This window comes from Cedecea neteri, assembly GCF_000758325.1.
GTDB classification, from domain to species: Bacteria; Pseudomonadota; Gammaproteobacteria; order Enterobacterales; family Enterobacteriaceae; genus Cedecea; species Cedecea neteri_B.
This window is the reverse complement of the sequence record NZ_CP009459.1, coordinates 4371419-4396571: the sequence shown is the minus strand read 5'-3', so window position 1 is coordinate 4396571 and position 25153 is coordinate 4371419. Positions and strand designations below refer to the sequence as shown.

Here is a 25153-nt window from a genome sequence, read left to right as displayed (position 1 = left end):
TTTATTAAATGCATTGATGAAGAAAATAGATGAATTATTCCCTGCGTCAGCTTCGTGTATTTGTGGCCGTAGCCCATGCCGGCAGTTTCAGCCGGGCAGGGGAGAGTATTGGGCTGAGTCAGTCGGCCGTTAGCCACAGCCTGAAGGAGCTGGAAGCCGAGCTGGGCGTTAAGCTGCTTGACCGTACTACGCGGGAAGTGGTGCTCACGTCCGCGGGAGAATTGCTGGCTCCTCGCCTGGAGCTGTTGCTGGAAGAGTTGACCACAACGCTGCTGGATGCTCGCGTGGTGGGGAATCAGCTTAGCGGCACGGTTCGCGTGGCCGCCAGCCAGACGCTATCCGCGCACCTGATGCCGCAATCTATCGCTGCCAGCGCGGAGGCTTATCCGAATATTCGATTTATGCTGCATGATGCTTCCCAGCAGTGGGTTTTGCAGAGTATTCGCCAGGGCGAAGTTGATTTTGGCGTAGTTATTGACCCGGTGCAGGCCAGCGATCTGGAGTGTGAAACGGTGTTGTCTGAGCCTTTTCTGCTGCTGTGCCGCAGCGATCATCCGTTTGCTAAAGCGGAACAGGTTGACTGGCAGGCGCTACAGGGGCAAAAGCTGGTGCTGCAAGATTATGCCTCGGGCAGCCGCCCATTGATTGATGAGGCTTTTGTCCGGCAGGGGATTGAGGTGAACGTTGTCCAGCAGATTGGGCACCCCGTAACGCTGTATCCGATGGTAGAGGCAGGGATTGGTTTAAGCGTGTTGCCCGCGTTGGCGCTGCCTTTGCCAGAAGGTAGACCGCTGGTGGTGAAGCGGCTAACGCCGGTTGTAAACCGACAGTTGATGCTGGTCAGACGAAAGAACCGATCGCTTTCACGTGCGGCGGAGGCTATCTGGCAGGAGGTGCGGGAGCAGGCCAGGCTGTTAACCCTGGCCCGTATTGGCGATCCGCTGTTTATGGACGATTAGATATAAATATCAATCTGGTGATCGTCGGAAGGGTTGTTTACGCCAGTGGTCTTGATCTGCTGCTGCTCTTGTTTCTGCTGGGCTTCTTCAGCTTGTTTACGCTGAAGCTGGGCCAACTGAGCCTGCAGCATTTTAATCTCGGTCTGAAGTAACTCTACCTGCTTCTTTTTCTCTTCAGCAGAGCGATCTGGCGTGCCGGAAACTTCTCTCAGTTTCTCCGTCAGCTGAGTAATTTTTTTGCTGATTTGGGCAATCTGCGAGGCTGTACTGTTATCAGTGCTGCCGGAAGCAGAAGAGCCTGTCGACGTGCTGGTTGTCAACTGAGAGCCCTGCAGAGCATTGCTGGATATTGTCGTCATCATAACTCCTTTGATGGAATGGTAAGGGAGTTATCGGCCTGGCGGCGAGGAAGTTGATAATTTTTTGACGATGGCATTTTCAGATATCGCAGATAGCAAAAAGGCGCCTTTAGGGCGCCTTTCTACATTGGTGGGTCGTGCAGGATTCGAACCTGCGACCAATTGATTAAAAGTCAACTGCTCTACCAACTGAGCTAACGACCCGATGGTGGGTGATGACGGGCTCGAACCGCCGACCCCCTCCGTGTAAAGGAGGTGCTCTACCAACTGAGCTAATCACCCAAACTTCGGTACTGCTAATTTCGTAAGAGGAGATGGTGGGTGATGACGGGCTCGAACCGCCGACCCCCTCCGTGTAAAGGAGATGCTCTACCAACTGAGCTAATCACCCATCTCTAAATCTCTTACTTCACATTCCGGGTCACTCTAAAGAGTGGTGGGTGATGACGGGCTCGAACCGCCGACCCCCTCCGTGTAAAGGAGATGCTCTACCAACTGAGCTAATCACCCCCGGTTTGTGGAGTCGCATTATAGGGACAGTTGAAAATGAGTCAACGCATTTTCTAAAGTTTTTATTCGTTCGTCTTAAAATTAAACGATGCGATCAAGAAACAGGCATTGGCGTTTGATTTATCATCAAATTCTCTGCTTTACCGCTATCTACAGGCATCAACATTGAGGAATTAGCGCACAGTGATAGAATGTTGCCTGTTAATTTTCCCTGGCAATTGCCGCTTTGCCGGCAAATATGTGTAACTAAGGCCGTTTAATGAAAATCAAAACTCGCTTTGCGCCAAGCCCAACAGGCTATCTGCACGTTGGCGGTGCCCGTACTGCTCTCTACTCCTGGCTGTTTGCTCGTCATAACAAAGGCGAGTTCGTGCTGCGTATAGAAGACACCGACCTCGAGCGTTCAACCCCGGAAGCTATCGAAGCGATTATGGACGGGATGAACTGGCTGAGCCTGCAGTGGGATGAGGGCCCGTACTATCAGACCAAGCGTTTTGATCGTTACAACCAGGCCATCGACGAAATGCTGGCTGCGGGCACGGCGTATAAGTGCTATTGCTCTAAAGAGCGCCTTGAGGCCCTGCGTGAAGAGCAAATGGCCAATAACGAGAAACCTCGCTATGACGGTCGCTGCCGCCACAGCCATGAACACCATGCTGATGATGAACCGTGCGTTGTGCGTTTTGCCAACCCGCAGGAAGGTTCTGTTATCTTTGATGACCAGATCCGTGGCCCGATCGAATTCAGCAACCAGGAGCTGGACGATCTGATCATTCGCCGTACCGACGGTTCTCCAACCTATAACTTCTGTGTAGTGGTGGACGACTGGGATATGGAGATCACCCACGTGATCCGTGGTGAAGACCATATCAACAACACGCCGCGCCAGATCAACATCCTGAAGGCATTGAACGCGCCGGTTCCGCTTTATGCCCACGTTTCTATGATCAACGGCGACGACGGTAAAAAGCTGTCCAAGCGTCACGGGGCGGTGAGCGTGATGCAGTACCGCGACGACGGCTACCTGCCGGAAGCGCTGCTCAACTATCTGGTGCGTCTGGGCTGGTCCCACGGTGACCAGGAGATTTTCTCTCGTGAAGAGATGATTGAGATGTTCAGCCTGAACGCGGTAAGCAAATCAGCCAGCGCCTTCAATACTGAAAAGCTGCAGTGGCTGAACCACCATTACATCAATACGCTGGAGCCAGAGTACGTGGCAACGCACCTGCAATGGCACATCGAGCAGGAAAATATTGATACGCGTAACGGCCCGCAGCTGTCTGAGCTGGTAAAACTGCTGGGCGAACGCTGTAAAACCCTGAAAGAGATGGCACAGACCTGCCGCTACTTCTACGAAGATTTCAGCGAGTTTGACGCTGACGCTGCGAAAAAGCATCTTCGCCCGGTTGCACGTCAGCCGCTGGAAGTCGTGCGTGACAAACTAGTCGCGCTGAGCGACTGGACGGCAGAAAACGTTCATCACGCTATCCAGGCTACCGCTGATGAGCTGGAAGTCGGGATGGGTAAAGTGGGGATGCCGCTGCGTGTCGCCGTGACCGGTGCTGGTCAGTCTCCGGGCCTTGATGTCACCGTGCATGCCATTGGCAAACAGCGCTCCGTGGCGCGCATCAATAAAGCGCTCGATTTCATCAGCGAGCGTGAAGCTCAGCAGTAAACATCGCAAATGTAAAAAGCCGGTGCTCAGTCACCGGCTTTTTTATTTACTCATTCTTTTGAATTCCGAGGCGTTTAAGCAAACCTTCGCTGCCTTCACGCTCGAGGATAGCGGTCACTTTATGCTGCTCTTCTTGGGAAAGGGTACGCAGGGCGTTGAGCATCAGCTGTTCTAATGGCGTACGAAGGACGCTATAAGAGGCCACTTTTTCGCGCATATAGCGGGTGTTGTAGATAAACGCTTTTACCTGCTCTGAGATATAAATAAATCTTGCTTTACCGCCTGGTACGCCTCGTTTCTCAGTGGTTTCCCAGTTATGTTTCAGTACCCATTTATTAATTGTCTGGCGAGTGTAACCCGTCATCTCCGCCAGTTCATCGGCGGTCATTTTTTCCTTGAACATCAGTAATCCTTTATTTTTCCTGACGCCGACAGGCACTAGCCGGGCAATTACTCGTTATCGCTGATCCCCAACCGTGTAAGTAAACCGGCAATCCCGTCCCGCAACAGCATCGCAGACATCTTTTTCTGTTCGCTGTCGGACATTTGCTGAACTGAGTTGAGCAGTAGATTTTCCAGCGAGGCGTCCGTTGTGCTGTAACGGGCTGTGTTTTCCGTCACTCGGCGGGTGCTGTTGATAAATTCCCTGACGTGCTCATCTATATGTATAAGCCGCGCTTTGCCTCCCTGAACGCCGGGTTTAGGTGAGGTTTCCCAATTTTCTTTACGCACCCACTTATTGATGGTCTGGCGGCTGTAGCCGGTGATCACGGCCAGTTCTTCTGGTGTCATTCTTTCCTTGAGCACAGTGATTCCTTTTCATTGCGGCCGAAACGGCTTTATTAGTGGTTCATTTTATTGAACTGACTAACGCTAAACTGTGACAGAATTAACTACAACGGGATGATATGCAACCGAGAATTGCCGAAGGCGATGGCTTTTTAGGCGATTGATCGCGGAAGAACAAATTGCCGTTGACACGCTATGTGGGGTTTCATATTATGCCGCCCGTCAACACGACAAGGTCTTTACGGTTTGGGGCTATAGCTCAGCTGGGAGAGCGCTTGCATGGCATGCAAGAGGTCAGCGGTTCGATCCCGCTTAGCTCCACCAAATCTTCACCAGCAGATTGGTACCGTAAAATCAGCACCTGTCAGTGGGGCTATAGCTCAGCTGGGAGAGCGCTTGCATGGCATGCAAGAGGTCAGCGGTTCGATCCCGCTTAGCTCCACCAAAATTTGAAACCCTCGCTTCGGCGGGGGTTTTTACTTTTCAGGCTCAAATACACCTGCTTTTGGTGACCCTTCAGTAAAAAAACCTCTACTTACGTCTGCTTGTTCTATTATTTCTGCTGTACGGTAAGAACTGCTTTTGTGCAGGTCAGAAACTTGATTCGCTCAAGAAATAAACGTACTCTTTTCGCTGAAAATACTTTTTAAACAGTCACATAAAATTAACATCAGGGCCTATGATTATTTACAAAGCGATAAAAAAAATAGTGATTGCCCTGGCGCTGTGTTTACTATTTATTCCATTTTCTCGTTATATTTCACCGACAACCCTTGTTGATGGGCATAAAACCTACCTCGCCTATTTGCCATTAAGTTTTATAATGGCAATGATTATTATTTATGGTCGGTCGGCGATTTTTCCCCTCACGCTAGGGTCGCTAATTATTTATAGCTGGCTGCTTGATTTATCTGTTGTACCGCTTGTTACGTTTATTTTTTGTCTGCTATTTCCTTTACTGGTTGCCAGTCTAATTACCTGCCGCTACGTGGGCCCCCGTTGGCGTTTTGGACTCCCCAATAAGGGCATGGGGCAGCGTATTTTTTGGCTCGGTTTTATCGCCCCGTTTGCCATCAAGCTGCTGATGTACCTCGCGGGTAATGTGATTGAGTATCCACCTGAACTCGCGCCGTTTTTTGGTGGTGGCTCAGTTATTTATATGATTGTTGATGTGCTGAATCTTGTTGTGGCTTCACTCATCTTCACCACGCTTTTCTATTATCCGTTGCGTATGCTGCTGAACCCGCATTTTGCCGTCGGTTTCTGGCGGCGCTGCGTGCGCCACTACAGGCAGGATAAGCACCGGCTCTATACGCCATGCTGGCTGGTTGCCTGGGCGCTGTATCTGGTGCTGATGTGCTCGCCGTGGCATAGCGAGCTGATTGCTGGCTATTTGGTTCCGGTGGTCTTTGTGCTGTTTACGCTAGGCATCCGTCGCTTTAATGCAAGGCTGGTTTCTCTGCTGTGGGGCATTTCGGCGTGGGTATTGCTAACCTACAACACCAGTTTTTTGCAGGGGGTAAATACGCAGTACGCCCTGTCCTTTATTCTTTCCGTCTTTATCTCCTTTACCGTTTGCCTGTTATATATGGCTATTTCCTACCACAAAAATGAGTGGATGAAGCGAGTTTACCATCTCCAGGCGCAGACCGATCCATTAACACAATTACCTAATTTACGCGCGCTTGAAGAACATATTCTGACTTATCCAACCGGGGCGCTTTGCTGCCTGAGAATGGCGAACTTTGAGTTTCTTAGCCGACATTACGGCATGATGATGCGTATTTACTGTAAGAAAACCATTGCCAGAGAATTACAACCCTGGCTGCTGGAGGGGGAAAAAATATTTCAGCTCCCCGGTAGTGAGTTGCTTTTATTTTTACGAGAGGGTGAAACAGAAGCCCGGCTGACCTATTTTGTTGAGCACCTGAATAATAAGAAAATTCCCTGGCACAACGTCTCCCTTGAAATTGAATACGGGGCATCCTGGGGGATTGTGGATTCGCCCGAAGACCTGCAGCGCATGCTGGGGCAATTAAGCTATCTGGCTGAAAAAGCCAGTGACACCCAGCGTGTGCTTGGGCTTGATGCCAGGCTGCAGGCTGTCTCTGGGCAAACAACCGAGCGGGTGCTGTTGCTGCAAAAGATTAAGCAGGCCATCGACGAAGATGCTTTCCAGCTCTACGCACAGCCCATTGTCGACTGTGACGGTAAGGGCTATTACGAAATTCTCAGCCGCCTGGTGATAGGCGGCCAGCACATTACCCCGGATAAATTTATTCCAATTATCGCCGAGTTTAACCTGAGCACCCGGTTTGACATGATGGTGATGAAGATGCTGCTGGCCTGGCTTGCGAAGCATCCTGGCAACGTGCAGCAGACGCGCTTTTCGGTCAATCTGATGCCGCTCACGCTAATGCAAAAAGAGATTGCCCAGCAGATTATTGCCCAGTTTGACGTTTACAAGGTGCCGACCAGCGCCGTAGTCATTGAAGTGACGGAAGAGCAGGCATTTTCAAACTCAGAAACCTCTAATCAAAATATTGCCCTGCTGCGTGAGAAAGGTTTTAAGATTGCTATTGATGATTTTGGAACAGGCTACGCTAACTATGAGCGCCTGAAGAAGCTGCAGGCGGATATCATTAAGATAGATGGTTGCTTCGTCCGCGATATCACCAGCGATGTAATGGATAAGCTTATCGTGAAGTCCATTTGTGAACTGGCGGCGGCCAGGTCGCTCAGCGTCGTCGCAGAGTATGTCGAAACGGAAGAGCAGCGCGACATCCTGCTGCAGCTTGGCGTCCAATACCTGCAGGGGTATCTGGTGGGGAGACCCGAGCCTTTGCAGCAGCTCAAGCACTGACGCTCTCCTTTGCACCCTAAAAAGGAATCACCGTGAGCACGTCGTTGATTAGCCATATTCGTCTGCCGATGGTAAAAACACTGCGCATCACCCATGTGTGCTTTCTGTCGCTCTTTCTGTTGATCACCTTTCTGTTCTGGCAGCAGGGGGAGTTGTTCAACCACGGCTATCGCACCAGCCAGCTTAGTCACCTCGAAAGCGTGATTGCCCGGCTTGAAAGCAAATCTGAATATCAGATGGACAACCTGCGCTATCTCCGCCGCATGTTCATTGAAACGCTGAATGAACCGCAGTTCACGCCGATCTCGCAGCTGGCTTCCCGGGCCAGCAATAAAGAGATGCTGTCGCCGCTGCATATACAAAGCCTGCCTATCCCCGACAGCGTTCAGCCTTTTAAAAACAAGCCGAAAGAGGAAAGGGAAAAACTCACGCGGCGCGAATACCAGGCCCTGCGCGACATTCAGGATCTCTTTCCGTTAGCAGGCGGGAGCAACCGCCTCTCGTCCAACGTTTACTACATGTCGCGCTCCGGGGGATTTATTGCGTCGCTCTCTCCTGATGTGAACAAACTGCTTATCGAAAGTGCTAACCCGCTGGCGATGCAGGGATCGTTTGTGCTTGGTTCGCCGCTGTTGAACCCGCGCCGCGATCCGTTCTGGACGCGGCAAAATATCGCCGATACCGGCAAAACGTTGATTAATGGCTCTCTTCCGGTGGACTTTGACGATCGGTGGATTGGGCTGTTTGGTATTGCGGTCACCACCGAAACGCTTCGGCTGTTTCTCTCCAGCGCCTTGCCTGAGGACACGCAAAGCGCCTATCTGCTTTTTGATGAACAGATGAATCCGCTTACTCGTCCCGTTGGCTCGCAGAATGGTTATCGGCTCAGTGATAAGCAGCGGCAGATGATTCTTGAAAAGCTGGCTGATGAATCCCGAGGCACCTTACGCTTTGGCTACGCTTATGCCACTTTCGGGCACGTCTCCGGGACGGGGGCAATTCTTGTCAGCGTTCAGACCATCCGGCAGGGGCTGCACGAGGACTTTGGGCATTTTAGCGTGCTGCTGGTGGTGATGTGGCTAACCGTAATTCTTATTCTGTTTGGCTCACACCGTATGATTTGCCGGCTGATTCGCAACATGGGCCATATGCAGCAGGAAATGCACCGACATGCGCTGCACGATGATCTGACCGGTGTACTTAACCGCCGTGGCTTCTTTGAGACGAGCGGGCGAATCAGCCCGCAATATGTGGATTACTCCCTGATTCAGCTGGATCTTGACCATTTCAAAAAAGTGAATGACCGCTTTGGGCATCAGGTTGGCGACCGGGTACTTATCCACGCCACACGCTGCATCCAGCAGGCGATCCGCACCCAGGATATTGTTGGTCGCATCGGCGGCGAAGAGTTTTGTATCTACCTGCCTAACACCGACCTGCATGCGGCGATAGCCGTGGCACAGCGGGTGCGTAAGATGCTGGTCAACACGCCGCTCAGGCTGGAGGACGAGTCTTCGCTGCTGGTGACGGCCTCGCTGGGTGTGGCTTCCCATGAAGAAGCCCCAGACGGTGACCTGGAACAGATCCAGAGTCAGGCGGATATTCGTCTGTATAGGGCGAAACAACAGGGGCGCAACAGAGTGTGTTGGGGCGGCGAGGCTGAAGCTGAATCGCAGACATAAAAAAAGCCGGTGACCAGCACCGGCTTTTTAATACGCAAAAATCAGATAACCAGCGCGGCGATAGATGCCGACAGGATACTCACCAGCGTAGAGCCGTAAACCAGCTTCAGGCCGAAGCGGGAAACCACGTTACCTTGCTCTTCGTTCAGGCCTTTAATGGCCCCGGCGATAATACCGATAGAAGAGAAGTTAGCGAAGGACACCAGGAACACGGACAGGATGCCTTCCGCGCGTGGCGACAGGCTGCCGGCAATTTTCTGCAGATCCATCATCGCAACGAATTCGTTAGACACCAGTTTAGTCGCCATGATACTGCCGACCTGCAGCGCTTCTGCGGACGGTACGCCCATCACCCAGGCAACCGGGTAGAAGATATAGCCCAGAATGCCCTGGAAGGAGATACCCAGCACGGCAGCGAACAGCGCGTTCAGGCCAGAAATCAGGGCGATGAAGCCGATCAGCATGGCGGCAACGATAATTGCCACTTTGAAACCTGCCAGAATGTACTCGCCGAGCATTTCGAAGAAGCTTTGACCTTCATGCAGGTTAGTCATCTGCAGATTTTCTTCTTTCTCATCCACGCGGTACGGGTTGATCAGCGACAGCACGATAAAGGTACTGAACATGTTCAGCACCAGCGCGGCAACCACGTATTTTGGCTGCAGCATCGTCATGTACGCACCCACGATTGACATGGACACGGTAGACATAGCGGTTGCCGCCATGGTGTACATGCGGTTGCGCGACATCTTGCCGAGAATATCCTTATAGGCGATGAAGTTTTCTGACTGTCCCAGAATCAGCGAGCTTACGGCGTTAAAGGATTCCAGCTTACCCATACCGTTGACTTTGGAAAGCACGGTACCGATAGCGCGGATAACAATCGGCAGAATGCGAATGTGCTGCAGAATACCGATCAGCGCAGAAATGAACACGATAGGGCACAGCACCTTCAGGAAGAAGAATGCCAGGCCTTCGTCGTTCATTTTGCCGAAGACAAAGTTTGTCCCTTCGTTAGCGAAGCCGAGCAGTTTCTCGAACATCTCGGAGAAACCTTTTACGAAGCCCAGGCCGACGTCGGAGGTCAGGAAGAACCAGGCCAGTAACACTTCGATCACTAACAGTTGAATGACAAAGCGAATACGAATTTGCTTGCGGTTAGGGCTAACCAGCAAAGCCAGCAGCGCGACCACAGCAAGCGCTAAAACAAAGTGCAAAACGCGGGACATATTTGCTCCAAATATGAGGCAGGTTTAATTTCGTTGCACATTCTATGTAACAAGCAATAAGAAAACGAGATCAATTCCACACTATAGTGATGACCTGTGACGGAACGCAAAAATAGTGATCCACCATACATTTCTGCTATGTTAAGTAAAGAAGCTAAAAGTTACGTTAAGATGGCTTGTCGACAGTTTACACGTTGGTCAAATGTTAATCCGTTAACCGGCATCCAGATTCACCATCTCACGCCTCCTGCATATCGTTTTCAGCTATCAGAGAAATCAATTTCCCCGCACTAAATGAACTTGATAACCATTCTCATTTTGATAGCATGAAACATAGCAAAGGCTATATCTCAGAGGCAGAAGATGACAAGCAGTCGCATTGACAGCAATACCGGACGCACCGCGCGCAAGCTGCGGCTGGCGTTGATGGGGCCAGCGTTTATCGCCGCTATCGGCTACATCGATCCCGGTAACTTCGCGACCAATATCCAGGCCGGGGCAAGCTATGGCTATCAACTGCTGTGGGTGGTGGTGTGGGCAAACCTGATGGCGGCGCTGATCCAGGTACTCTCCGCCAAACTGGGGATCGCTACCGGCAAGAACCTCGCCGAACAAATCCGCGATCATTACCCGCGTCCGCTGGTGTGGATTTACTGGGTTCAGGCGGAAATTATCGCCATGGCGACGGATCTCGCGGAGTTTATCGGGGCGGCCATTGGCTTTAAGCTGATTCTGGGCGTCTCTTTGCTCCAGGGGGCGGTGCTGACCGGGATAGCCACTTTCCTGATTTTAATGCTGCAAAGCCGTGGGCAAAAGCCACTGGAAAAAGTCATTGGCGGGTTGCTGCTGTTTGTGGCGGCGGCCTACATCGTTGAGCTTATTTTTTCCCAGCCGAAGGTTGCCGAGCTGGGTAAAGGGATGCTGATCCCCAGCCTGCCGACGTCCGAGGCGGTGTATCTTGCCGCGGGTGTGCTGGGCGCGACTATCATGCCGCACGTGATTTACCTGCACTCTTCTCTGACTCAGCATCTGCATGCGGGCAACCGGGCGGAGCGCTATTCCGCCACTAAATGGGACGTGGCGATAGCGATGACGATTGCCGGTTTCGTCAACCTGGCGATGATGGCCACCGCTGCCGCAGCGTTTCACTTCACCGGGCATACTGGCGTTGCCGAGCTGGAAGATGCCTATAAAACGCTGGAGCCGCTGTTGAGCCATGCCGCAGCCACGATTTTCGGGCTTAGCCTGGTGGCGGCCGGTTTGTCATCCACGGTGGTAGGCACGCTTGCCGGGCAGGTGGTGATGCAGGGGTTCGTGCGTTTTTATATTCCGCTGTGGGTTCGCCGGGCGATTACTATGGCGCCGTCCTTCGTGGTCATCATGATGGGGCTCGACCCAACGCGTATTCTGGTCATGAGCCAGGTGCTGCTGAGCTTCGGGATTGCGCTGGCGTTGGTGCCGCTGCTGGTGTTTACCAGCGACAAAAAGCTGATGGGTGATTTGGTTAACGTGCGCTGGATTAAGCTGGTCGGCTGGGCGATAGTCGCGGTGGTGGTGGCGCTCAACCTTTGGTTAATTTTCAGTACGCTGTTTGGCAACTAATCTTGCCAAAGAAAATGAGAAGGGCTGGATAATCCAGCCCTTTTTTGTCAGTGACGGTGTCCGTGACCTCTGCCGCGATGGTCATCGCGGTCGTTCCAGCCCTCGCGATAGCCGCGTTCATAGCTATTCCGACCGCGGTCCCAGCCCCGATCCCAGCCACGGTGGCGGTGCCAGCCGCGATCGCGCCATTCATAGTTGCGGTGCCAGTAATCACGGTCGCGCCATCTGCCGCCGTCCCAGTAATTTCCGCGATAATCTTGATCGCCAATCTGTAATTTCACCGACGGCAGCAGGGTGATTTCACCCGCGTTAGCGACCATCGGCGCCGCGGCCAGTAAGGCAAGGGCAAGCATTAGTGACCTGAACATACTTTCTCTCCCTGGTTCTCAGAGCCGTGTTGCGGCTTGTTAACACAATATTACAAACCGACAAACGGGCCGATGAACTACACAATTCCTAAATCATCGGCCACAGCACTTTTTGCACAAGTACTGGCTTGAATCCGGAAAGAAGTTAAACGTTTACACTAAGATCGCCTCTATTTCCGCACGTTCCTGTTTGCTGAAATGGCGCTGGCTTAGCATTCCCACGGCATCCTCTATCTGGCTAGTTTTACTCGCGCCAATAAGCACCGAAGTTACTTTTTCATCGCGCAGTACCCAGGCCAACGCCATCTGCGACAGTTTTTGCCCGCGTTTCTCCGCCAGCGCGTTGAGCTGCCGTACTTTTGCCAGCTTCTCTGCCGTAATCTGGTCAGGATTCAGGAAGCGGCTGCCGCTGGCGGCACGTGAATCCGCAGGGATGCCGCTCAGATAGCGGTCGGTGAGCTGGCCCCCGGCGAGCGGGGAAAAAGCGATGCTGCCGACGCCTTTTTCCTGCAGCAGATCCAGCAGACCGCCCTCAACCCAGCGTTCAAACATTGAGTAACGCGGCTGGTGGATCAGGCAAGGTGTACCGAGATCGTTCAGGATATCAATAGCTTTTTCGGCCAGATCTGCCGGGTAGTTAGAGATCCCGACATACAGCGCTTTGCCCTGGCGCACCAGATGGTCGAGGGCGCGCATGGTCTCTGCCAGCGGCGTGTCAGGGTCCGGGCGGTGATGATAGAAGATATCGACATACTCAAGCCCCGTGCGCTTCAGACTCTGGTCGAGGCTTGCAATCAGATATTTGCGCGAACCCCAGTCGCCGTAAGGCCCGTCCCACATGGTGTAGCCCGCTTTGGTGGAGATAATCAGCTCGTCGCGCCAGGCCTGAAAATCTTCCCGCAAAATGCGTCCAAAGTTGGCTTCCGCTGACCCCGGCGGTGGCCCGTAATTATTGGCAAGGTCAAAGTGGGTAATGCCCAGATCAAAAGCCTTTCTCAGCAGCTGACGGCTGGTTTCCAGCAGCGTTTCATCACCAAAATTGTGCCAAAGGCCAAGGGAGATAGCGGGCAGTTTCAGGCCGCTGCGGCCGCAGCGACGGTACTCCATAGACGAATAGCGTTCAGGGTTGGGCTGCCAGGTCATTATTGTCATCCTTATAGGTAACAGAGAAATCAGTGTATACGCTTTCACAACCCAGAATACGCCGTATTCCACTGTAAATTCCACGTGCCACCCCTTAAATCGGATATATTCTCGACACCGATCCCGGTTACTTAATACTCACAGCAAGCCCTCATAGAAGGAAAATCCTATGCGCTACTGTGTGGCAGACTATCTTGTTGACCGGCTTAACGAAGGCGGGATCGACCACCTCTTCGGCGTCCCCGGTGACTACAACCTTGTTTTCCTGGATCACGTGATTGCGCATCCGAGGCTTGCCTGGGTGGGCTGTGCTAACGAGCTGAACGCGGCCTACGCCGCCGACGGCTATGCCCGCTGCAAAGGTGCTGCGGCGCTGCTGACCACGTTTGGCGTGGGCGAACTGAGCGCGCTGAACGGCGTGGCGGGCAGCTATGCCGAACATCTCCCCATCATCCATATTGTTGGCGCGCCCAATAGCCGCGCCCAGCAGCGGGGTGAGCTACTTCATCACACGCTTGGCGACGGGGATTTCCGCCATTTCCTGCGTATTGCCGAAGAAGTTTCCGTGGCGCAGGCTTCGCTCACCCCCGCCAATGCCTGTAGCGAAATTGATCGCGTCATTCTTGAAGCTGTGAGGCAGCAGCGCCCCGGTTACCTGTTGCTGCCGAGCGACGTGGCGGAGGCACCGGCAACGCGGCCTTCAAAACGGCTAATGATTCCTGAAACGGCGGCTGAACCGGCAACGCTGGAAGCGTTTCGTTATTGTGCGCAGGCCAAAATTGCCGAAAGCCGAAGCGTGGCGCTGTTGGCCGATTTTCTGGCTCTGCGTTATGGGCAGCAAAAGACGCTCCAGCAATGGATGGCGAGCACGCCCATTCCTCACGCTTCGCTGCTGATGGGGAAAGGGTTGTTCGATGAAAGCCAGCCTGGTTTTCTGGGCACCTACAGCGGGGCGGCCAGCCCGCCGCAGGTGAAGCAGGGGATTGAAAGCGCGGAGCTGGTTATCTGCGTGGGCGTGAAATTTACCGATACCATCACCGCCGGTTTCAGCCAGAAGCTAAGCCAGCAGCAGACAATTGAGGTCCAGCCGGAGGCGGTGCGGGTCGGCGAACGCTGGTTTAGCGGGATCTCTATGGCGCAGGCCATCGCTATTTTACAGCCGCTCTGTGCTCAACAGGTGGCCTCCTGGCCTGAGGCCACGCAAAGGCCACCGAAGCTTCCAGCCTGTGACAGCGACCGACTGGACCAGCACGCTTTCTGGCAAACCCTGCAGGACGCCCTACAGCCCGGCGATATCATTCTGGCCGACCAGGGTACGGCGGCTTTTGGTGCCGCGGCCCTAACGCTGCCCGCAGGAGTAACGTTTATCGTCCAGCCGCTGTGGGGATCGATTGGTTTTACACTGCCTGCGGCATTTGGCGCGCAAACCGCAAGGCCAAACAGGCGTGTGCTTCTACTGATTGGCGACGGCTCCGCCCAACTGACTATCCAGGAGCTGGGCAGCATGCAGCGTGACGGCCAGAAGCCGGTGGTAATGGTGCTGAATAACGATGGCTATACGGTTGAGCGCGCGATCCATGGCCCGGAGCAGCGCTACAACGACATTGCCGCGTGGGACTGGACCCGACTGCCGCAGGCGATGAACGTGGATAGTCTGGCCGAATGCTGGCGTGTCACCGAAACGTCACAGCTTGCTGCCGTGCTGGAAAAACTGGCCAGCCCGGAGAGGCTGGCGCTGGTGGAAGTGGTGCTGCCGAAGCAGGATATTCCCGAGCTGCTCAGGGCTGTCACCACCTCGCTGGGCAGACGCAACTCGGAAATGGAACATTAATCAGCGGTTTGGTCGCCCGGCCATCATCAACGGTTTACCCGCCAGCAGGAGCCAGGCGGGTAACATCACGATGCACAGCAAGGGCAGGAGTTTGACGTCCGGCACTACGGCCATCGCCATAAACAGGCTCAGCCAGCCGTCACGCGTCACCACCAGCACCATGCCAAGGACGGCGCAGGAGAGCGTAATGGCGGCGGGAACCGCCTCAACGTGCTGGTGTAGCATCATGCCCAACGCCACGCCCACAAACACCGCCGGGAAAATACGTCCACCCCGGAAGCCGCTGGCGGCCGCGATAATCAATGCCGCCAGCTTCACCACGGCAAACAGCAGCAGAGACGACACGGAGAAGTCGGAGATAGCCAGCTGCCGCATCTCATCCAGGCCTTTAAACATAGTCACCTCGCCGCCGACTATCCCCAGCAGACCAAGCAAAAAACCGCCAGCACCGAGTATAAGCACCGGATGTTTGAGCTGGTGCATCAGACGGTGCAGCCGTGGCAGACACCAGACGCCCACCATGCCCATCGCAATAGCGATAGCCGCGACAACCGCCCCGCTGAACAGGTCTTCAATGTGCATTTCGGGGTAGCTGGCAACCGGCAACGCAAAGTGCGGCTGAAAGAAAATGCTGGTGGTCAGCGCCCCGGCGGAGGCGGCCATCAGCGGGGCGAATAGCCTGTCCCACAGCGGCACTTCATTATTTCCACCCAGCGTTTGCGAAAAGATCAGCGCAGCGGCCACCGGCGTGCCGAATAAAGCGCCGACGGTGCCCGCCGCGGCGAGAATAGTCCAGTCAAGCGGGCTGACCTTCGGCAAGACGCGGGCGCCAAGTGCCACCGCGAGCGCAATGTTGACCGCCATAATCGGGTGCTCCGGCCCCAGGCTCACGCCACCGGCAAGGCCAATCACCAGCGCCATCACCAGGCCTGGAATAGCCAGTGTTGGTACGGGTGCTCCGATAAGCGGTTCGGTCGCGGGATCCGGCCCCCCGTGGCCTGGTAAATAGCGGATAACCAGCCCAACAGCGACGCCGGTCAGGGTCAAAATAAGCAGTATCCAAAACGGGGACTGGGGATCGTACCCGCGCGCCGCGGGCAGCGTGGCCCACAGGTATTCCTGCAGCGCAGCGGCGACCTTCATCACGACAATTAACACCAGGCTGGATAAGACGCCGATAATCAGAGCCGGAATGGAAAGTACCAGCATTGTTCTGGCTCGCGGATGGAGCATAGTCAATCCTTACAATAGGAAGTCGCACGGCGCAAAAACGGAAAGTCTTAAGCCGCATTGCAAATAGAGCTGAAACGGTAAAGCCAGAATGTGACCTGGTTCAACAATCGCACCGCACCTGAATGATGGTCGTTGTTGTTTCGGCTGGCTAATTTTACAGTGTTGCCAGAACTTATTCTGACTTTAGCGGAGCTGTTTGAGAATGACAAAATATGCTTTGGTGGGAGATGTCGGCGGCACCAATGCACGTCTGGCGCTATGCGATTTGAACACGGGTGATATTTCACAGGCAAAGACTTACTCCGGCCTTGATTTTCCAAGCCTGGAAGCGGTGATTCAGCACTACCTCAAAGAACATAACATCAGCGTGCAATCAGGCTGTGTGGCCATTGCCTGCCCGATAAACGGGGACTGGGTGGAAATGACCAACCATACCTGGGCATTTTCCACCGCCGAAATGAAGCAAAACCTGGGCTTCGATCATCTGGAAATTATCAACGACTTTACCGGCGTTTCCATGGCCATTCCGGCGCTGAAAAAAGAGCATCTGATTCAGTTCGGCGGCGGCGAACCTGTGGCAGGCAAACCGGTGGTGGTGTACGGCGCGGGTACCGGGCTGGGCGTTTCTCATCTGGTTCACGTCGACAAACGCTGGATCAGCCTGCCGGGCGAGGGCGGCCACTCAGATTTCGCGGCGAACAGTGAAGAAGAGGGCATTATTCTGGAGCAGCTGCGCAACGAACTTGGGCACGTCTCCAACGAGCGCATTCTCTCCGGCCCAGGCCTGCTGAATCTCTACCGCGCTATCGTTAAGGCCGACGGTCGCGAGCCGGAAAACTACCAGCCGAAGGACATAACCGAAAAAGCCGTGGACGACACCTGCACCGACTGCCGCCGCGCGCTGTCGCTGTTCTGCGTGATCCTGGGGCGTTTCGGCGGCAACCTGGCGCTGAACATGAGCACCTTTGGTGGCGTATATATCGCCGGCGGTATTGTGCCGCGCTTCCTGGAGTTCTTTAAGGCTTCGGGCTTCCGCGGCGGGTTTGAAGACAAAGGCCGCTTCAAAGAATTCGTGAAGGATATTCCCGTGTATCTCATCGTGCACGATCAGCCGGGGCTGTTGGGTGCCGGGGCGCACCTGCGTCAGACGCTGGGCCACGTCCTTTAATACCGTGCGGGCGCACTGCGCCCGCCAGTTTCCCTTCTCTACAGGCGCATTAGCTGCCTGAACTCTTTCACTTTGCTGCGGCTCACCGGCACCTGAAAATCCAGGTCGCGCAGGCGCAGAATATAAGTATTGTTAAACCACGGTTCTATTTCACGGATTTTGCTCAGGTTCACCACATATGAGCGGTGGCAGCGGAAGAAGTGGCTCTCCGGCAGGCGGCTGCAAAATTCGGTGATATTCATCGGCATGACGTAAGACTCGCGGCGCGTATAGACGAACGTCATCTTCTCGTGGGCTTCCGCATAGTAAATATCGTTGATGTCGGTAACGATAATTCGCTCGTCTTTGATCAGATTAATCGTCGTGGCGTCGCGGTTTTCATGGCTGGCGGCAGGCTGCGAGGTTTGCTGCTGATAAGCGGCCTCTAGCTTTTGTAGCATGCCGATAATACGCGATTCCTGATACGGCTTCAGAATGTAGTCAAACGCTTCCAGCTCAAAGGCTTCCACCGCATGCTCTTTCCAGGCGGTAATAAACACGATGAACGGCCTGTGGGCAAATTTGCTGATGTTCTGCGCCAGCAGCACGCCGTCCAGCGACGGAATATTGATGTCGAGGAAGATGGCGTCCACTTCGTGATGCTGCAAATACTTCAGCACGTCCATGCCATCGTCGAACGAGGCGACAATCTCCATTTCGCTGTGGTTTTTGATGAGCCAGCTCAGCTCCTGCTGCGCCAGAAACTCATCCTCTACGATAATGACCTTCATGCTTCTCTCCCTTCCAGTGGGCGGGGCGCGGCGGCGGGGACATAGCGCGGCACGTAAAAGGCTATTTCGGTTCCCGGCTCCAGGCGGCGGATGATCAGCCCTTCGCCGTAGAGCAACTGTACGCGGTGATGCACGTTCAGCAGGCCAATTTTGTTCCCCGGCATTTCGTTATTCTCCACGCGTTCAATCACCTTAGGATCGATCCCGTGGCCGGTATCGCGCACGGCAATGCGCACCCGGTTGCCGCTCTCTTCAATACTTATCGTCACCACGCCCTTACCTTTACAGGGCTGAATGCCGTGCACAATGGCATTTTCCACCAGCGGCTGGATAAGCAGGCTGGGAATGCGGCAGTTGACCTCTTCATCAATGTTATAAATCACCGTCAGTTTGTCGCCAAAGCGCGCCTGCTCAATGGCAATGTAATCCTTGATTTGATACAGCTCTTTGCGGATATCAATCTGCTCGTCGTCGTTCAGTTCGATGTTATAGCGCAGATAGCGTGACAGGTTGACGATAAGCTGGCGGGCAGTGTCCGGGTTCATACGAATTGAGGAGGAGATCGCATTCAGCGCATTGAACAGGAAGTGCGGGTTTATCTTGCTTTGCAGCGCCCTGAGTTCGGCTTTGTTAGCCATTTCGCGCAGCTGTTCCGCGCGGGAAACCTCAAGCTGGGTAGAAATAATCTGCGACAGTCCAACGGCCATTTCCTGCAGCGTGGAGGTGATCTGGTGGGCATGGCGGTAATAGATTTTCAGGGTGCCGGTTACCACGCCTTTTTCCCACAGCGGGATAATGATTAAGGAGTGAATTTCCGGCGTTCGCCAGGCTTCGTCATCGTTGCGAATGATGATGCGCCCCTCGCTCAGTGCCTGGCGGGTGCGCGGGCTGAAAGCCTGGTCGTTCTCGTGGTAGTTGTTTTCCCCCAGCCCGACGTAGGCCAGTACTTTTTCGGTATCGGTAATGGCTACCGCATCCGCATCGATATCGTGACGAATAATCTGGCAAACCTGGCGCAGCGACTCACTGTTCACCTTGCGGAACAGCGGCAGCGTTTTGTTGGCGATATCCAGCGCCAGCTTGGCCTGGCGGGCGGCGCTGGCCTCTTTCTCGCCCTCAACGCTTTGCACCAGCAGGATAATAAAGCCGATAGATACCGAGCCGAGGATCATCGGCACGCCGATTTTGGACACGATATCGAGGCCCAGCGCGGTGCTCGGCGCCCAGAGCACAACCAGAATCATGGTCATCGTTTCACAGAGCATGCCGCCGATGATACCGACCCGCCAGTGCTTCTCTTTCGGCACCTTGCGATTGATCCAGCCGGAGATAATCCCGGCCAGAATGCTGGTGATAAAGCAGGGGATAGCGGTGATGCCGCCGATATCAATCAGGTAGCGGTGCGTCCCGGCGATAAGCCCGGTAATAATCCCCACCCAGGGGCCAAACAGGATCCCGCCGGACATCACCGCGATAATACGCACGTTCACCAGCGAGCCTTCAACAGGCACACCTGACCAGGTACTGAACAGCGCAAACATTGAGAAGATAGCGGTGACTGCCAGCAATTCTTTAGGTGTATGGGCACTTTTGTGCAGCAATTCGCGGAACAGGCGAATTCGAATCAGGAAGAAAAGGCAAATAAGCATCAGCGCCGCGCGATCGAACACCGCCAGCAGCATAGTAAAAATTTCGTGCACGGATCACTCGCGTGGCTCAGAGGGGAAGCGCTAATGATAAGGAAATTTGGCGGGGGTTTCCAGTTGAGGGCGGGTTCTCAGCCGGAAGGGTAGCCGATACCTTCCAGTAACATCCACCCTTATGTAAGGGCGGCTTAAGTTCCGTTCACCTGTATCTCTGCTTACCCTACACGTACAGAGACAGTGAACGTGTCAGGTGGCATTACGCCATGCCCCCTGACAACCCCCGGCGCCCGGCGAGCTCATCGCCGCTGAAGCGGTAAACCCACCGGCTATCACCCAAACATTCGGGGTCGTTTGCGATTCGTTCCCGACGATCGCTCTCTTTCGCTGTTCCCGACAGCTCAACCCCGCCTGAGTTGGGTCATAACCGGGGGCGCTGAGAGCCGGGGACAAGGGCGTAGCTGTAAGACTTGAAGCAACAATGATTTTCAGAATAGCTGTGGGCTAACAGCGAGGCACGGTTCCGGCTTAAATCGCCTCTGTTTTCTCTCCGACTGGCCAGGGTCCGGCCGTCGGGAACGGCCGGAGGCTGAGAGCGTCGGGAACGCATCTCAGCCGACCCAGGACTGGGAGATAAAACGGAGGTCTGCCGCTTCAGCGGACGATTTATTTGGCCGGGAGTCCGGGGTCTCGGGGGAATGACGGTGATTCCCCTGAGACGTTCACTGACTCTGTGATGACATATAAAACAGGGCTGGAGGTGAACGGAATATTTTCCAGGCCTGCATAATCGTCGATATTTATGACCTGGAGACCGTCCTTCCAGAGGAGGGGCAATCACTTCCCGCCAAGCTGCTCTTTTCCGGCAGCGGTCAAATCCTGCTCTGTCGCGCGGCCAACAAAATCCACCTCAAAATCGTCGGCGGCGAAATCCGGTGGTGTTTTGCCCTCAACAAAAGCGTCCCACTGGCGCGGCAGGTACCCGGCGTTCTTCTCGCACCACGGTGCGGCGGCAATGTACATTACGTTGCTGTCGAACTCGCCGAGGTGTTCGTTCTCGACGGCATGAATCACATCGCAGTGCCAGAAAACGGTATCACCTGGCTCCATATCGGGAATTGAGGAAATCCCAGTCAGTAAAAGGGGATGCCACTCTTTGTTAATGGATAATGCTCTGCCCGGCCTGGCTTCGCACAACGATTCTTCTGGTACATCGTCCTGCAGCGCACGAAGCAGGATCCAGGCCATAGCGTTAGCCACCGGCAGCAAATTCAGCGTGCCGCCGTGTTTTCGCTGGGGCGTTAGCGCCGTCCAGCCCTGGAAGGTACGGAACATGGAACAGACCGCAGGGGACGGAAATTCCCGCACTTCCGTTCGGCCTTCGGCGGCAAACGGATCGTAATCTTTCCAGTTACCCGAAAAGACGTGGCGGTATACGTGGCGGAAGTTTTCGTCCAGCCAGCGCTCAACCGAGCCGCCGTCAACGTGCGGAGAAAGCCCCAGCGAGCTTGAGCGGGGCGGGCGGCGGCGAGTGCGATCCGCGTAGGAAACGACGCGATTTGGATCGAAGTGCTGCCTGCCGTGGCTTTCCGTTTGCCAGAGATTATTGAGGAACACCTGCACCGCTTTCATGCGCTCATGCTGGCGGGCTTCGGTTTGCGGTTTAGACCAGTAAATGCCGTAAATTTGCGGCTTACTGTCGGCAAGTGTACCGAAGTAGTTATCTTCCGCCGCATTTTTAAGACGTTCAACAAAATGGTTTCGTGCCAGATAATTGCCGATCTCTTCATTCCAGCCATGAGCTTGTTCCTGCGGGAAAACGCCCCGGATAGTGCAGCAGCCGCGCAGGCGAATCAGCGCTTTTTGTTGCTCGCTTACCCGCCCCTGAATAATGTCGTCGGCGTCGAGCTGTGGAACAGGGTTCTCGCCCCGATCCATTTCTTCGCGAATCGTTTCGATCTGCTGGTGAATATTGGCTTCAAGCTCGGCAAAGACTGATTGATAGTTGGGCAGATCGCGGCGCAGCTTTTGTTTTATCTCACGGATAGCTTTCGGCAGATCGTTAATGTCCAGGTGCATAGGTAACGCCCTCTTTCAGAGAATAAGTTACTGAGTTGTTGCTACCTGGTTAATGTATGCTTTAACAGTTAAATGAAATAGTGATGTGTTTCATTCGAAATTTCCTATTTTATGGCGCGGAAAAAATATTTTCATTCCCCCCTCGACAGGCGATTTTTATTCAGGCTATTTTCAAAACAGGCCACATTACGTGGCAGCGTCGCTCGGACGGTCCGGGCGCTCACGTTACTCTGAGGAATTTATGGCTGACTCCAGTCCAAAACGTCGTTTTTCGCGTATCGATCGCTTACCTCCTTACGTTTTTAACATCACTGCCGAGCTGAAAATGGCTGCGCGACGTCGTGGCGAAGATATTATTGATTTCAGCATGGGCAACCCGGACGGGGCGACGCCGCCGCACATCGTTGAGAAACTCTGCACCGTGGCCCAGCGTGAAGACACGCACGGGTATTCCACTTCGCGAGGTATTCCTCGTCTTCGCCGCGCCATTTCTCGCTGGTACAAAGATCGCTACGACGTGGATATCGACCCGGAAAGCGAAGCCATTGTGACTATTGGCTCGAAGGAAGGACTGGCGCACCTGATGCTGGCGACGCTGGATCACGGGGATACCGTGCTGGTGCCGAACCCAAGCTACCCGATTCATATTTACGGGGCTGTGATCGCCGGGGCGCAGGTTCGTTCCGTGCCGCTGGTGGAAGGCGTGGACTTCTTTGCCGAGCTGGAGCGAGCCATTCGCGAAAGCTACCCGAAACCGAAAATGATGATCCTCGGCTTCCCGTCTAACCCAACCGCGCAGTGCGTGGAGCTGGAGTTTTTCGAGAAGGTTGTTGCCCTGGCGAAGCAGTACGACGTGCTGGTGATTCATGACCTGGCCTACGCCGATATTGTCTATGACGGCTGGAAAGCGCCTTCCATTATGGAAGTGCCCGGCGCGCGCGACGTGGCCGTTGAGTTCTTCACACTGTCAAAAAGCTACAACATGGCGGGCTGGCGGATCGGTTTTATGGTCGGCAACCAGGAACTGGTCAGCGCGCTGGCTCGGATCAAGAGCTACCACGATTACGGCACCTTTACGCCGCTGCAGGTGGCGGCGATTGCTGCCCTGGAAGGCGATCAGCAGTGCGTGCGTGATATCGCAGAGCAGTACAAACGCCGTCGGGACGTATTGGTAAAAGGGTTACATGAAGCAGGCTGGATGGTGGAATGCCCGAAAGCATCTATGTACGTCTGGGCAAAAATTCCCGAACACTACGCGGCGATGGGCTCCCTGGAGTTCGCCAAAAAGCTACTGCAGGAAGCGAAAGTCTGCGTTTCACCGGGGATTGGCTTCGGCGACTACGGCGACACTCACGTTCGTTTTGCGCTGATTGAAAACCGGGATCGTATCCGCCAGGCCGTGCGCGGTATTAAGGCGATGTTCAGGGCTGACGGGCTGTTGCCACCGCTGCCGAAAAACGCGGCGGAAAACGCCGAATAATGAAACGAAAACAGGAGCCTTTGGCTCCTGTTCTTTTTGCGCTGCTGTTTGTGAAGGCTTATTCAACCATCAGGAAGAAGGTACCGGCCCACAACACAACAATCACAGAAATACCCATCAGAAAATATTTCACTTCACATCGCTCCGCGCTGACGCGCATCTCAACAGGTACATAATAAGCTGAAGCCGCAAACGCTTTTGTCGCCGCTTCATCTGGTATTCGGAGGTAAAACCTTACCCGGACGGCGCTAATGTACTCCCAAATTAAAAATGAAAACAAGTGTCTCAAAATTGTGACAGTTGTCTGTTTTTTGAACTTTGATTGGGTGGGAGCGATGCCTTATTTACTTCATTAAAAACATTAGGATATATCGTTTTTTTAACGATATTTTTCGTCTAAAAATAAGTGTTTTTTCTTACGCAAAAATTTATGAATTTTTATCGCCAAACAGGAGAAAAAATGATCGTTTCAAAAGAAAATGCGGAACACTATTTGTGGGGAGGGGATTGTGACGGTTGGCACCTGTTAAAAGAGGCTGCTTTGAGCGTGATTCATGAACGTATGCCGCCGGGCCGGACGGAACAAAGGCACTACCATTCCGTGGCACAGCAATTCTTTTTTGTGTTAACCGGAGCATTGACGATGGAGCTGGAAGGAGAGTGCTACGTAGTGTCAGCGGGGAAGGGGATCCCGATTCCGCCGCAGGCAAAACATCAGGCTCGCAATGATTCCGCTAACGAGGTTGAATTTCTTGTTATCTCGCAGCCGACGACCCGAGGCGACAGGGTTAACCTTCCCGTACCGGAGTGAAATACATCTTTGCAGCCGCTCTGTCTGAAAGACAAATATTCGTTGTTGATGAGCGGATGCTATTATCCTGGCCATGTTGATAAACAACGAATCGCTGCGTAAAGGCTGACTATGAAAAAATACATCGATTTAAACAGTGATTTAGGTGAAAGCTTTGGCCAGTGGACAATGGGAGACGATGCCGCGATCCTGCAAATTGTCAGCAGCGCCAACGTGGCCTGTGGTTTTCACGCCGGATCGCCTGCGGGCATACTCGAAACACTCCGTGCTGCAAAAGCGCAGGGCGTTGCCGTGGGCGCGCACGTGGCGTATCCGGATCTCGTGGGGTTTGGGCGACGCAATATGGATATTGCCAGCGACGAACTGACGGCAGATGTCATTTACCAGATTGGCGCGCTACAGGGGCTGGCACAGGCAGTGGGAACGCGTGTCCGGTATGTGAAACCGCATGGGGCACTGTATAACACTATCGCGCATGACAAGCGCCAGGCGGATGCGGTGCTGGATGCCATTCTGGCGTTTGACGCCTCTTTGCCGCTGGTGGTACTGGCGGGTTCACCGCTGCTGGCATGGGCGCAGCAAAAAGGCGTGATAACCGTCAGCGAAGCGTTTGCCGACCGTGCCTATCACGCTGATGGTTCGCTGGTGTCCAGGCGTGATCCGGGTGCCGTGCTGCACGATGCCGGGCAGGTTGCCGCGCGCATGCTGCAGCTGATTACCGAGGGCGGCGTGGAGTCAATCGAAGGCGTATTTACCCCCATCCAGGCCGACTCCATCTGTGTTCACGGCGATAGCGCGGGGGCGCTTGCTATGGCGGAGGCAATCCGCAACCTGTTCATCTCTCGGGGCATCGGCGTGCAGGCTTTTGCCTGATAAACGCGTTTTGATCTGCAGGCGGAGTGCCGGGGGACCGGCGTTCCGCGTTTCCTTCCCGGACACTGAGGCCGGTGTTTTTCCCA

General features: G+C 54.2%; 21 protein-coding genes and 6 tRNA genes. 12 read left to right on the top strand and 15 right to left on the bottom strand.

Annotated features, from left to right (window positions below):
• The first annotated feature begins 29 nt into the window (after positions 1–29).
• Positions 30–959 carry a LysR family transcriptional regulator gene (locus tag LH86_RS20485; protein WP_039305321.1) on the top strand — a complete coding sequence of 310 codons (930 nt, stop codon included), beginning with the start codon at positions 30–32 and terminating at the stop codon, positions 957–959.
• On the opposite strand, the gene LH86_RS20480 is transcribed toward LH86_RS20485, so the two are convergent.
• The 5 genes from LH86_RS20480 to LH86_RS20460 form a co-directional block, all read right to left on the bottom strand.
• Positions 956–1318, bottom strand: a complete 363-nt coding sequence (locus tag LH86_RS20480; protein WP_039305318.1) for a FlxA-like family protein — start codon at positions 1316–1318, stop codon at positions 956–958. The two genes, LH86_RS20485 and LH86_RS20480, sit on opposite strands and share 4 nt — an antisense overlap.
• 128 nt (positions 1319–1446) lie before the next feature.
• Positions 1447–1522, bottom strand: a tRNA-Lys gene (locus LH86_RS20475).
• A 2-nt stretch (positions 1523–1524) separates the two neighbouring features.
• Positions 1525–1600 (bottom strand) — tRNA-Val (locus tag LH86_RS20470).
• Positions 1601–1633: 33 nt separating this feature from the next.
• Positions 1634–1709 (bottom strand) — tRNA-Val (locus LH86_RS20465).
• A gap of 43 nt (positions 1710–1752) precedes the next feature.
• Positions 1753–1828, bottom strand: a tRNA-Val gene (locus LH86_RS20460).
• Positions 1829–2087: 259 nt separating this feature from the next.
• Here LH86_RS20460 and gltX point away from each other — a divergent pair.
• Positions 2088–3503, top strand: coding sequence for a glutamate--tRNA ligase (gene gltX / locus LH86_RS20455; protein ID WP_039305315.1), 1416 nt, complete (start codon positions 2088–2090; stop codon positions 3501–3503).
• A 46-nt stretch (positions 3504–3549) separates the two neighbouring features.
• Here gltX and LH86_RS20450 read toward each other — a convergent pair whose 3' ends face one another.
• Both LH86_RS20450 and LH86_RS20445 read right to left on the bottom strand, forming a co-directional pair.
• Positions 3550–3906, bottom strand: coding sequence for a YfeC-like transcriptional regulator (locus tag LH86_RS20450; RefSeq protein ID WP_039305312.1), 357 nt, complete (start codon positions 3904–3906; stop codon positions 3550–3552).
• A gap of 47 nt (positions 3907–3953) precedes the next feature.
• Positions 3954–4310 carry a YfeC-like transcriptional regulator gene (locus tag LH86_RS20445; RefSeq protein ID WP_039305308.1) on the bottom strand — a complete coding sequence of 119 codons (357 nt, stop codon included), beginning with the start codon at positions 4308–4310 and terminating at the stop codon, positions 3954–3956.
• 230 nt (positions 4311–4540) lie between these two features.
• Between LH86_RS20445 and LH86_RS20440 the strand changes: the two genes are divergently transcribed.
• The 4 genes from LH86_RS20440 to LH86_RS20425 all read left to right on the top strand — a co-directional run bounded on the left by LH86_RS20440 (position 4541) and on the right by LH86_RS20425 (position 8837).
• Positions 4541–4616 (top strand) — tRNA-Ala (locus LH86_RS20440).
• A 45-nt stretch (positions 4617–4661) separates the two neighbouring features.
• A tRNA-Ala gene (locus LH86_RS20435) sits at positions 4662–4737 on the top strand.
• Positions 4738–4971: 234 nt separating this feature from the next.
• Entirely contained in the window at positions 4972–7155 is a 2184-nt protein-coding gene (locus tag LH86_RS20430; RefSeq protein ID WP_039305305.1) for an EAL domain-containing protein, read from the top strand.
• Between the two features lie 32 nt (positions 7156–7187).
• Positions 7188–8837 carry a diguanylate cyclase gene (locus LH86_RS20425; protein WP_052045623.1) on the top strand — a complete coding sequence of 550 codons (1650 nt, stop codon included), beginning with the start codon at positions 7188–7190 and terminating at the stop codon, positions 8835–8837.
• 41 nt (positions 8838–8878) lie between these two features.
• Here LH86_RS20425 and LH86_RS20420 read toward each other — a convergent pair whose 3' ends face one another.
• On the bottom strand, positions 8879–10066 hold the full coding sequence (locus LH86_RS20420; protein ID WP_008459614.1) for a NupC/NupG family nucleoside CNT transporter: 1188 nt from the start codon (positions 10064–10066) through the stop codon (positions 8879–8881).
• Positions 10067–10411: 345 nt separating this feature from the next.
• Here LH86_RS20420 and LH86_RS20415 point away from each other — a divergent pair, with 345 nt between their 5' ends.
• Positions 10412–11668 carry an Nramp family divalent metal transporter gene (locus LH86_RS20415; RefSeq protein ID WP_331280749.1) on the top strand — a complete coding sequence of 419 codons (1257 nt, stop codon included), beginning with the start codon at positions 10412–10414 and terminating at the stop codon, positions 11666–11668.
• A gap of 47 nt (positions 11669–11715) precedes the next feature.
• On the opposite strand, the gene LH86_RS20410 is transcribed toward LH86_RS20415, so the two are convergent.
• On the bottom strand, positions 11716–12036 hold the full coding sequence (locus tag LH86_RS20410) for a DUF2502 domain-containing protein (RefSeq protein WP_008459618.1): 321 nt from the start codon (positions 12034–12036) through the stop codon (positions 11716–11718).
• Positions 12037–12189: 153 nt separating this feature from the next.
• Complete coding sequence (gene mgrA / locus LH86_RS20405; RefSeq protein ID WP_039305300.1) at positions 12190–13179, bottom strand: L-glyceraldehyde 3-phosphate reductase; 990 nt, start codon at positions 13177–13179, stop codon at positions 12190–12192.
• Between the two features lie 169 nt (positions 13180–13348).
• Between mgrA and LH86_RS20400 the strand changes: the two genes are divergently transcribed.
• Positions 13349–15010, top strand: coding sequence for an alpha-keto acid decarboxylase family protein (locus LH86_RS20400; protein WP_039305297.1), 1662 nt, complete (start codon positions 13349–13351; stop codon positions 15008–15010).
• Here LH86_RS20400 and LH86_RS20395 read toward each other — a convergent pair whose 3' ends face one another.
• Positions 15011–16243 carry an ion channel protein gene (locus tag LH86_RS20395; RefSeq protein WP_039305294.1) on the bottom strand — a complete coding sequence of 411 codons (1233 nt, stop codon included), beginning with the start codon at positions 16241–16243 and terminating at the stop codon, positions 15011–15013.
• Positions 16244–16445: 202 nt separating this feature from the next.
• Between LH86_RS20395 and glk the strand changes: the two genes are divergently transcribed.
• On the top strand, positions 16446–17411 hold the full coding sequence (glk, locus tag LH86_RS20390; protein ID WP_039305291.1) for a glucokinase: 966 nt from the start codon (positions 16446–16448) through the stop codon (positions 17409–17411).
• A 38-nt stretch (positions 17412–17449) separates the two neighbouring features.
• Here glk and LH86_RS20385 read toward each other — a convergent pair whose 3' ends face one another.
• The 3 genes from LH86_RS20385 to LH86_RS20375 form a co-directional block, all read right to left on the bottom strand.
• A complete protein-coding gene (locus LH86_RS20385; RefSeq protein ID WP_039305288.1) occupies positions 17450–18181 on the bottom strand; it encodes a LytR/AlgR family response regulator transcription factor in 732 nt (243 codons plus the stop codon).
• On the bottom strand, positions 18178–19881 hold the full coding sequence (locus LH86_RS20380; RefSeq protein ID WP_039305284.1) for a sensor histidine kinase: 1704 nt from the start codon (positions 19879–19881) through the stop codon (positions 18178–18180). The genes LH86_RS20385 and LH86_RS20380 overlap by 4 nt, the downstream gene beginning before the upstream one ends.
• Positions 19882–20661: 780 nt before the next feature.
• Positions 20662–21903 carry a DUF1479 domain-containing protein gene (locus LH86_RS20375; protein WP_039305281.1) on the bottom strand — a complete coding sequence of 414 codons (1242 nt, stop codon included), beginning with the start codon at positions 21901–21903 and terminating at the stop codon, positions 20662–20664.
• A gap of 241 nt (positions 21904–22144) precedes the next feature.
• Here LH86_RS20375 and alaC point away from each other — a divergent pair, with 241 nt between their 5' ends.
• On the top strand, positions 22145–23383 hold the full coding sequence (gene alaC / locus LH86_RS20370) for an alanine transaminase (RefSeq protein ID WP_039295735.1): 1239 nt from the start codon (positions 22145–22147) through the stop codon (positions 23381–23383).
• Between the two features lie 58 nt (positions 23384–23441).
• Here the strand turns inward: alaC and ypdK are convergent, their stop codons facing one another.
• Positions 23442–23501, bottom strand: a complete 60-nt coding sequence (ypdK, locus tag LH86_RS23060) for a membrane protein YpdK (protein WP_154188806.1) — start codon at positions 23499–23501, stop codon at positions 23442–23444.
• Between the two features lie 342 nt (positions 23502–23843).
• Here ypdK and LH86_RS20360 point away from each other — a divergent pair, with 342 nt between their 5' ends.
• Positions 23844–24194, top strand: coding sequence for a cupin domain-containing protein (locus tag LH86_RS20360; protein WP_039305278.1), 351 nt, complete (start codon positions 23844–23846; stop codon positions 24192–24194).
• Between the two features lie 111 nt (positions 24195–24305).
• Complete coding sequence (locus LH86_RS20355; protein WP_039305275.1) at positions 24306–25067, top strand: LamB/YcsF family protein; 762 nt, start codon at positions 24306–24308, stop codon at positions 25065–25067.
• The last annotated feature ends 86 nt before the right edge of the window (positions 25068–25153 follow it).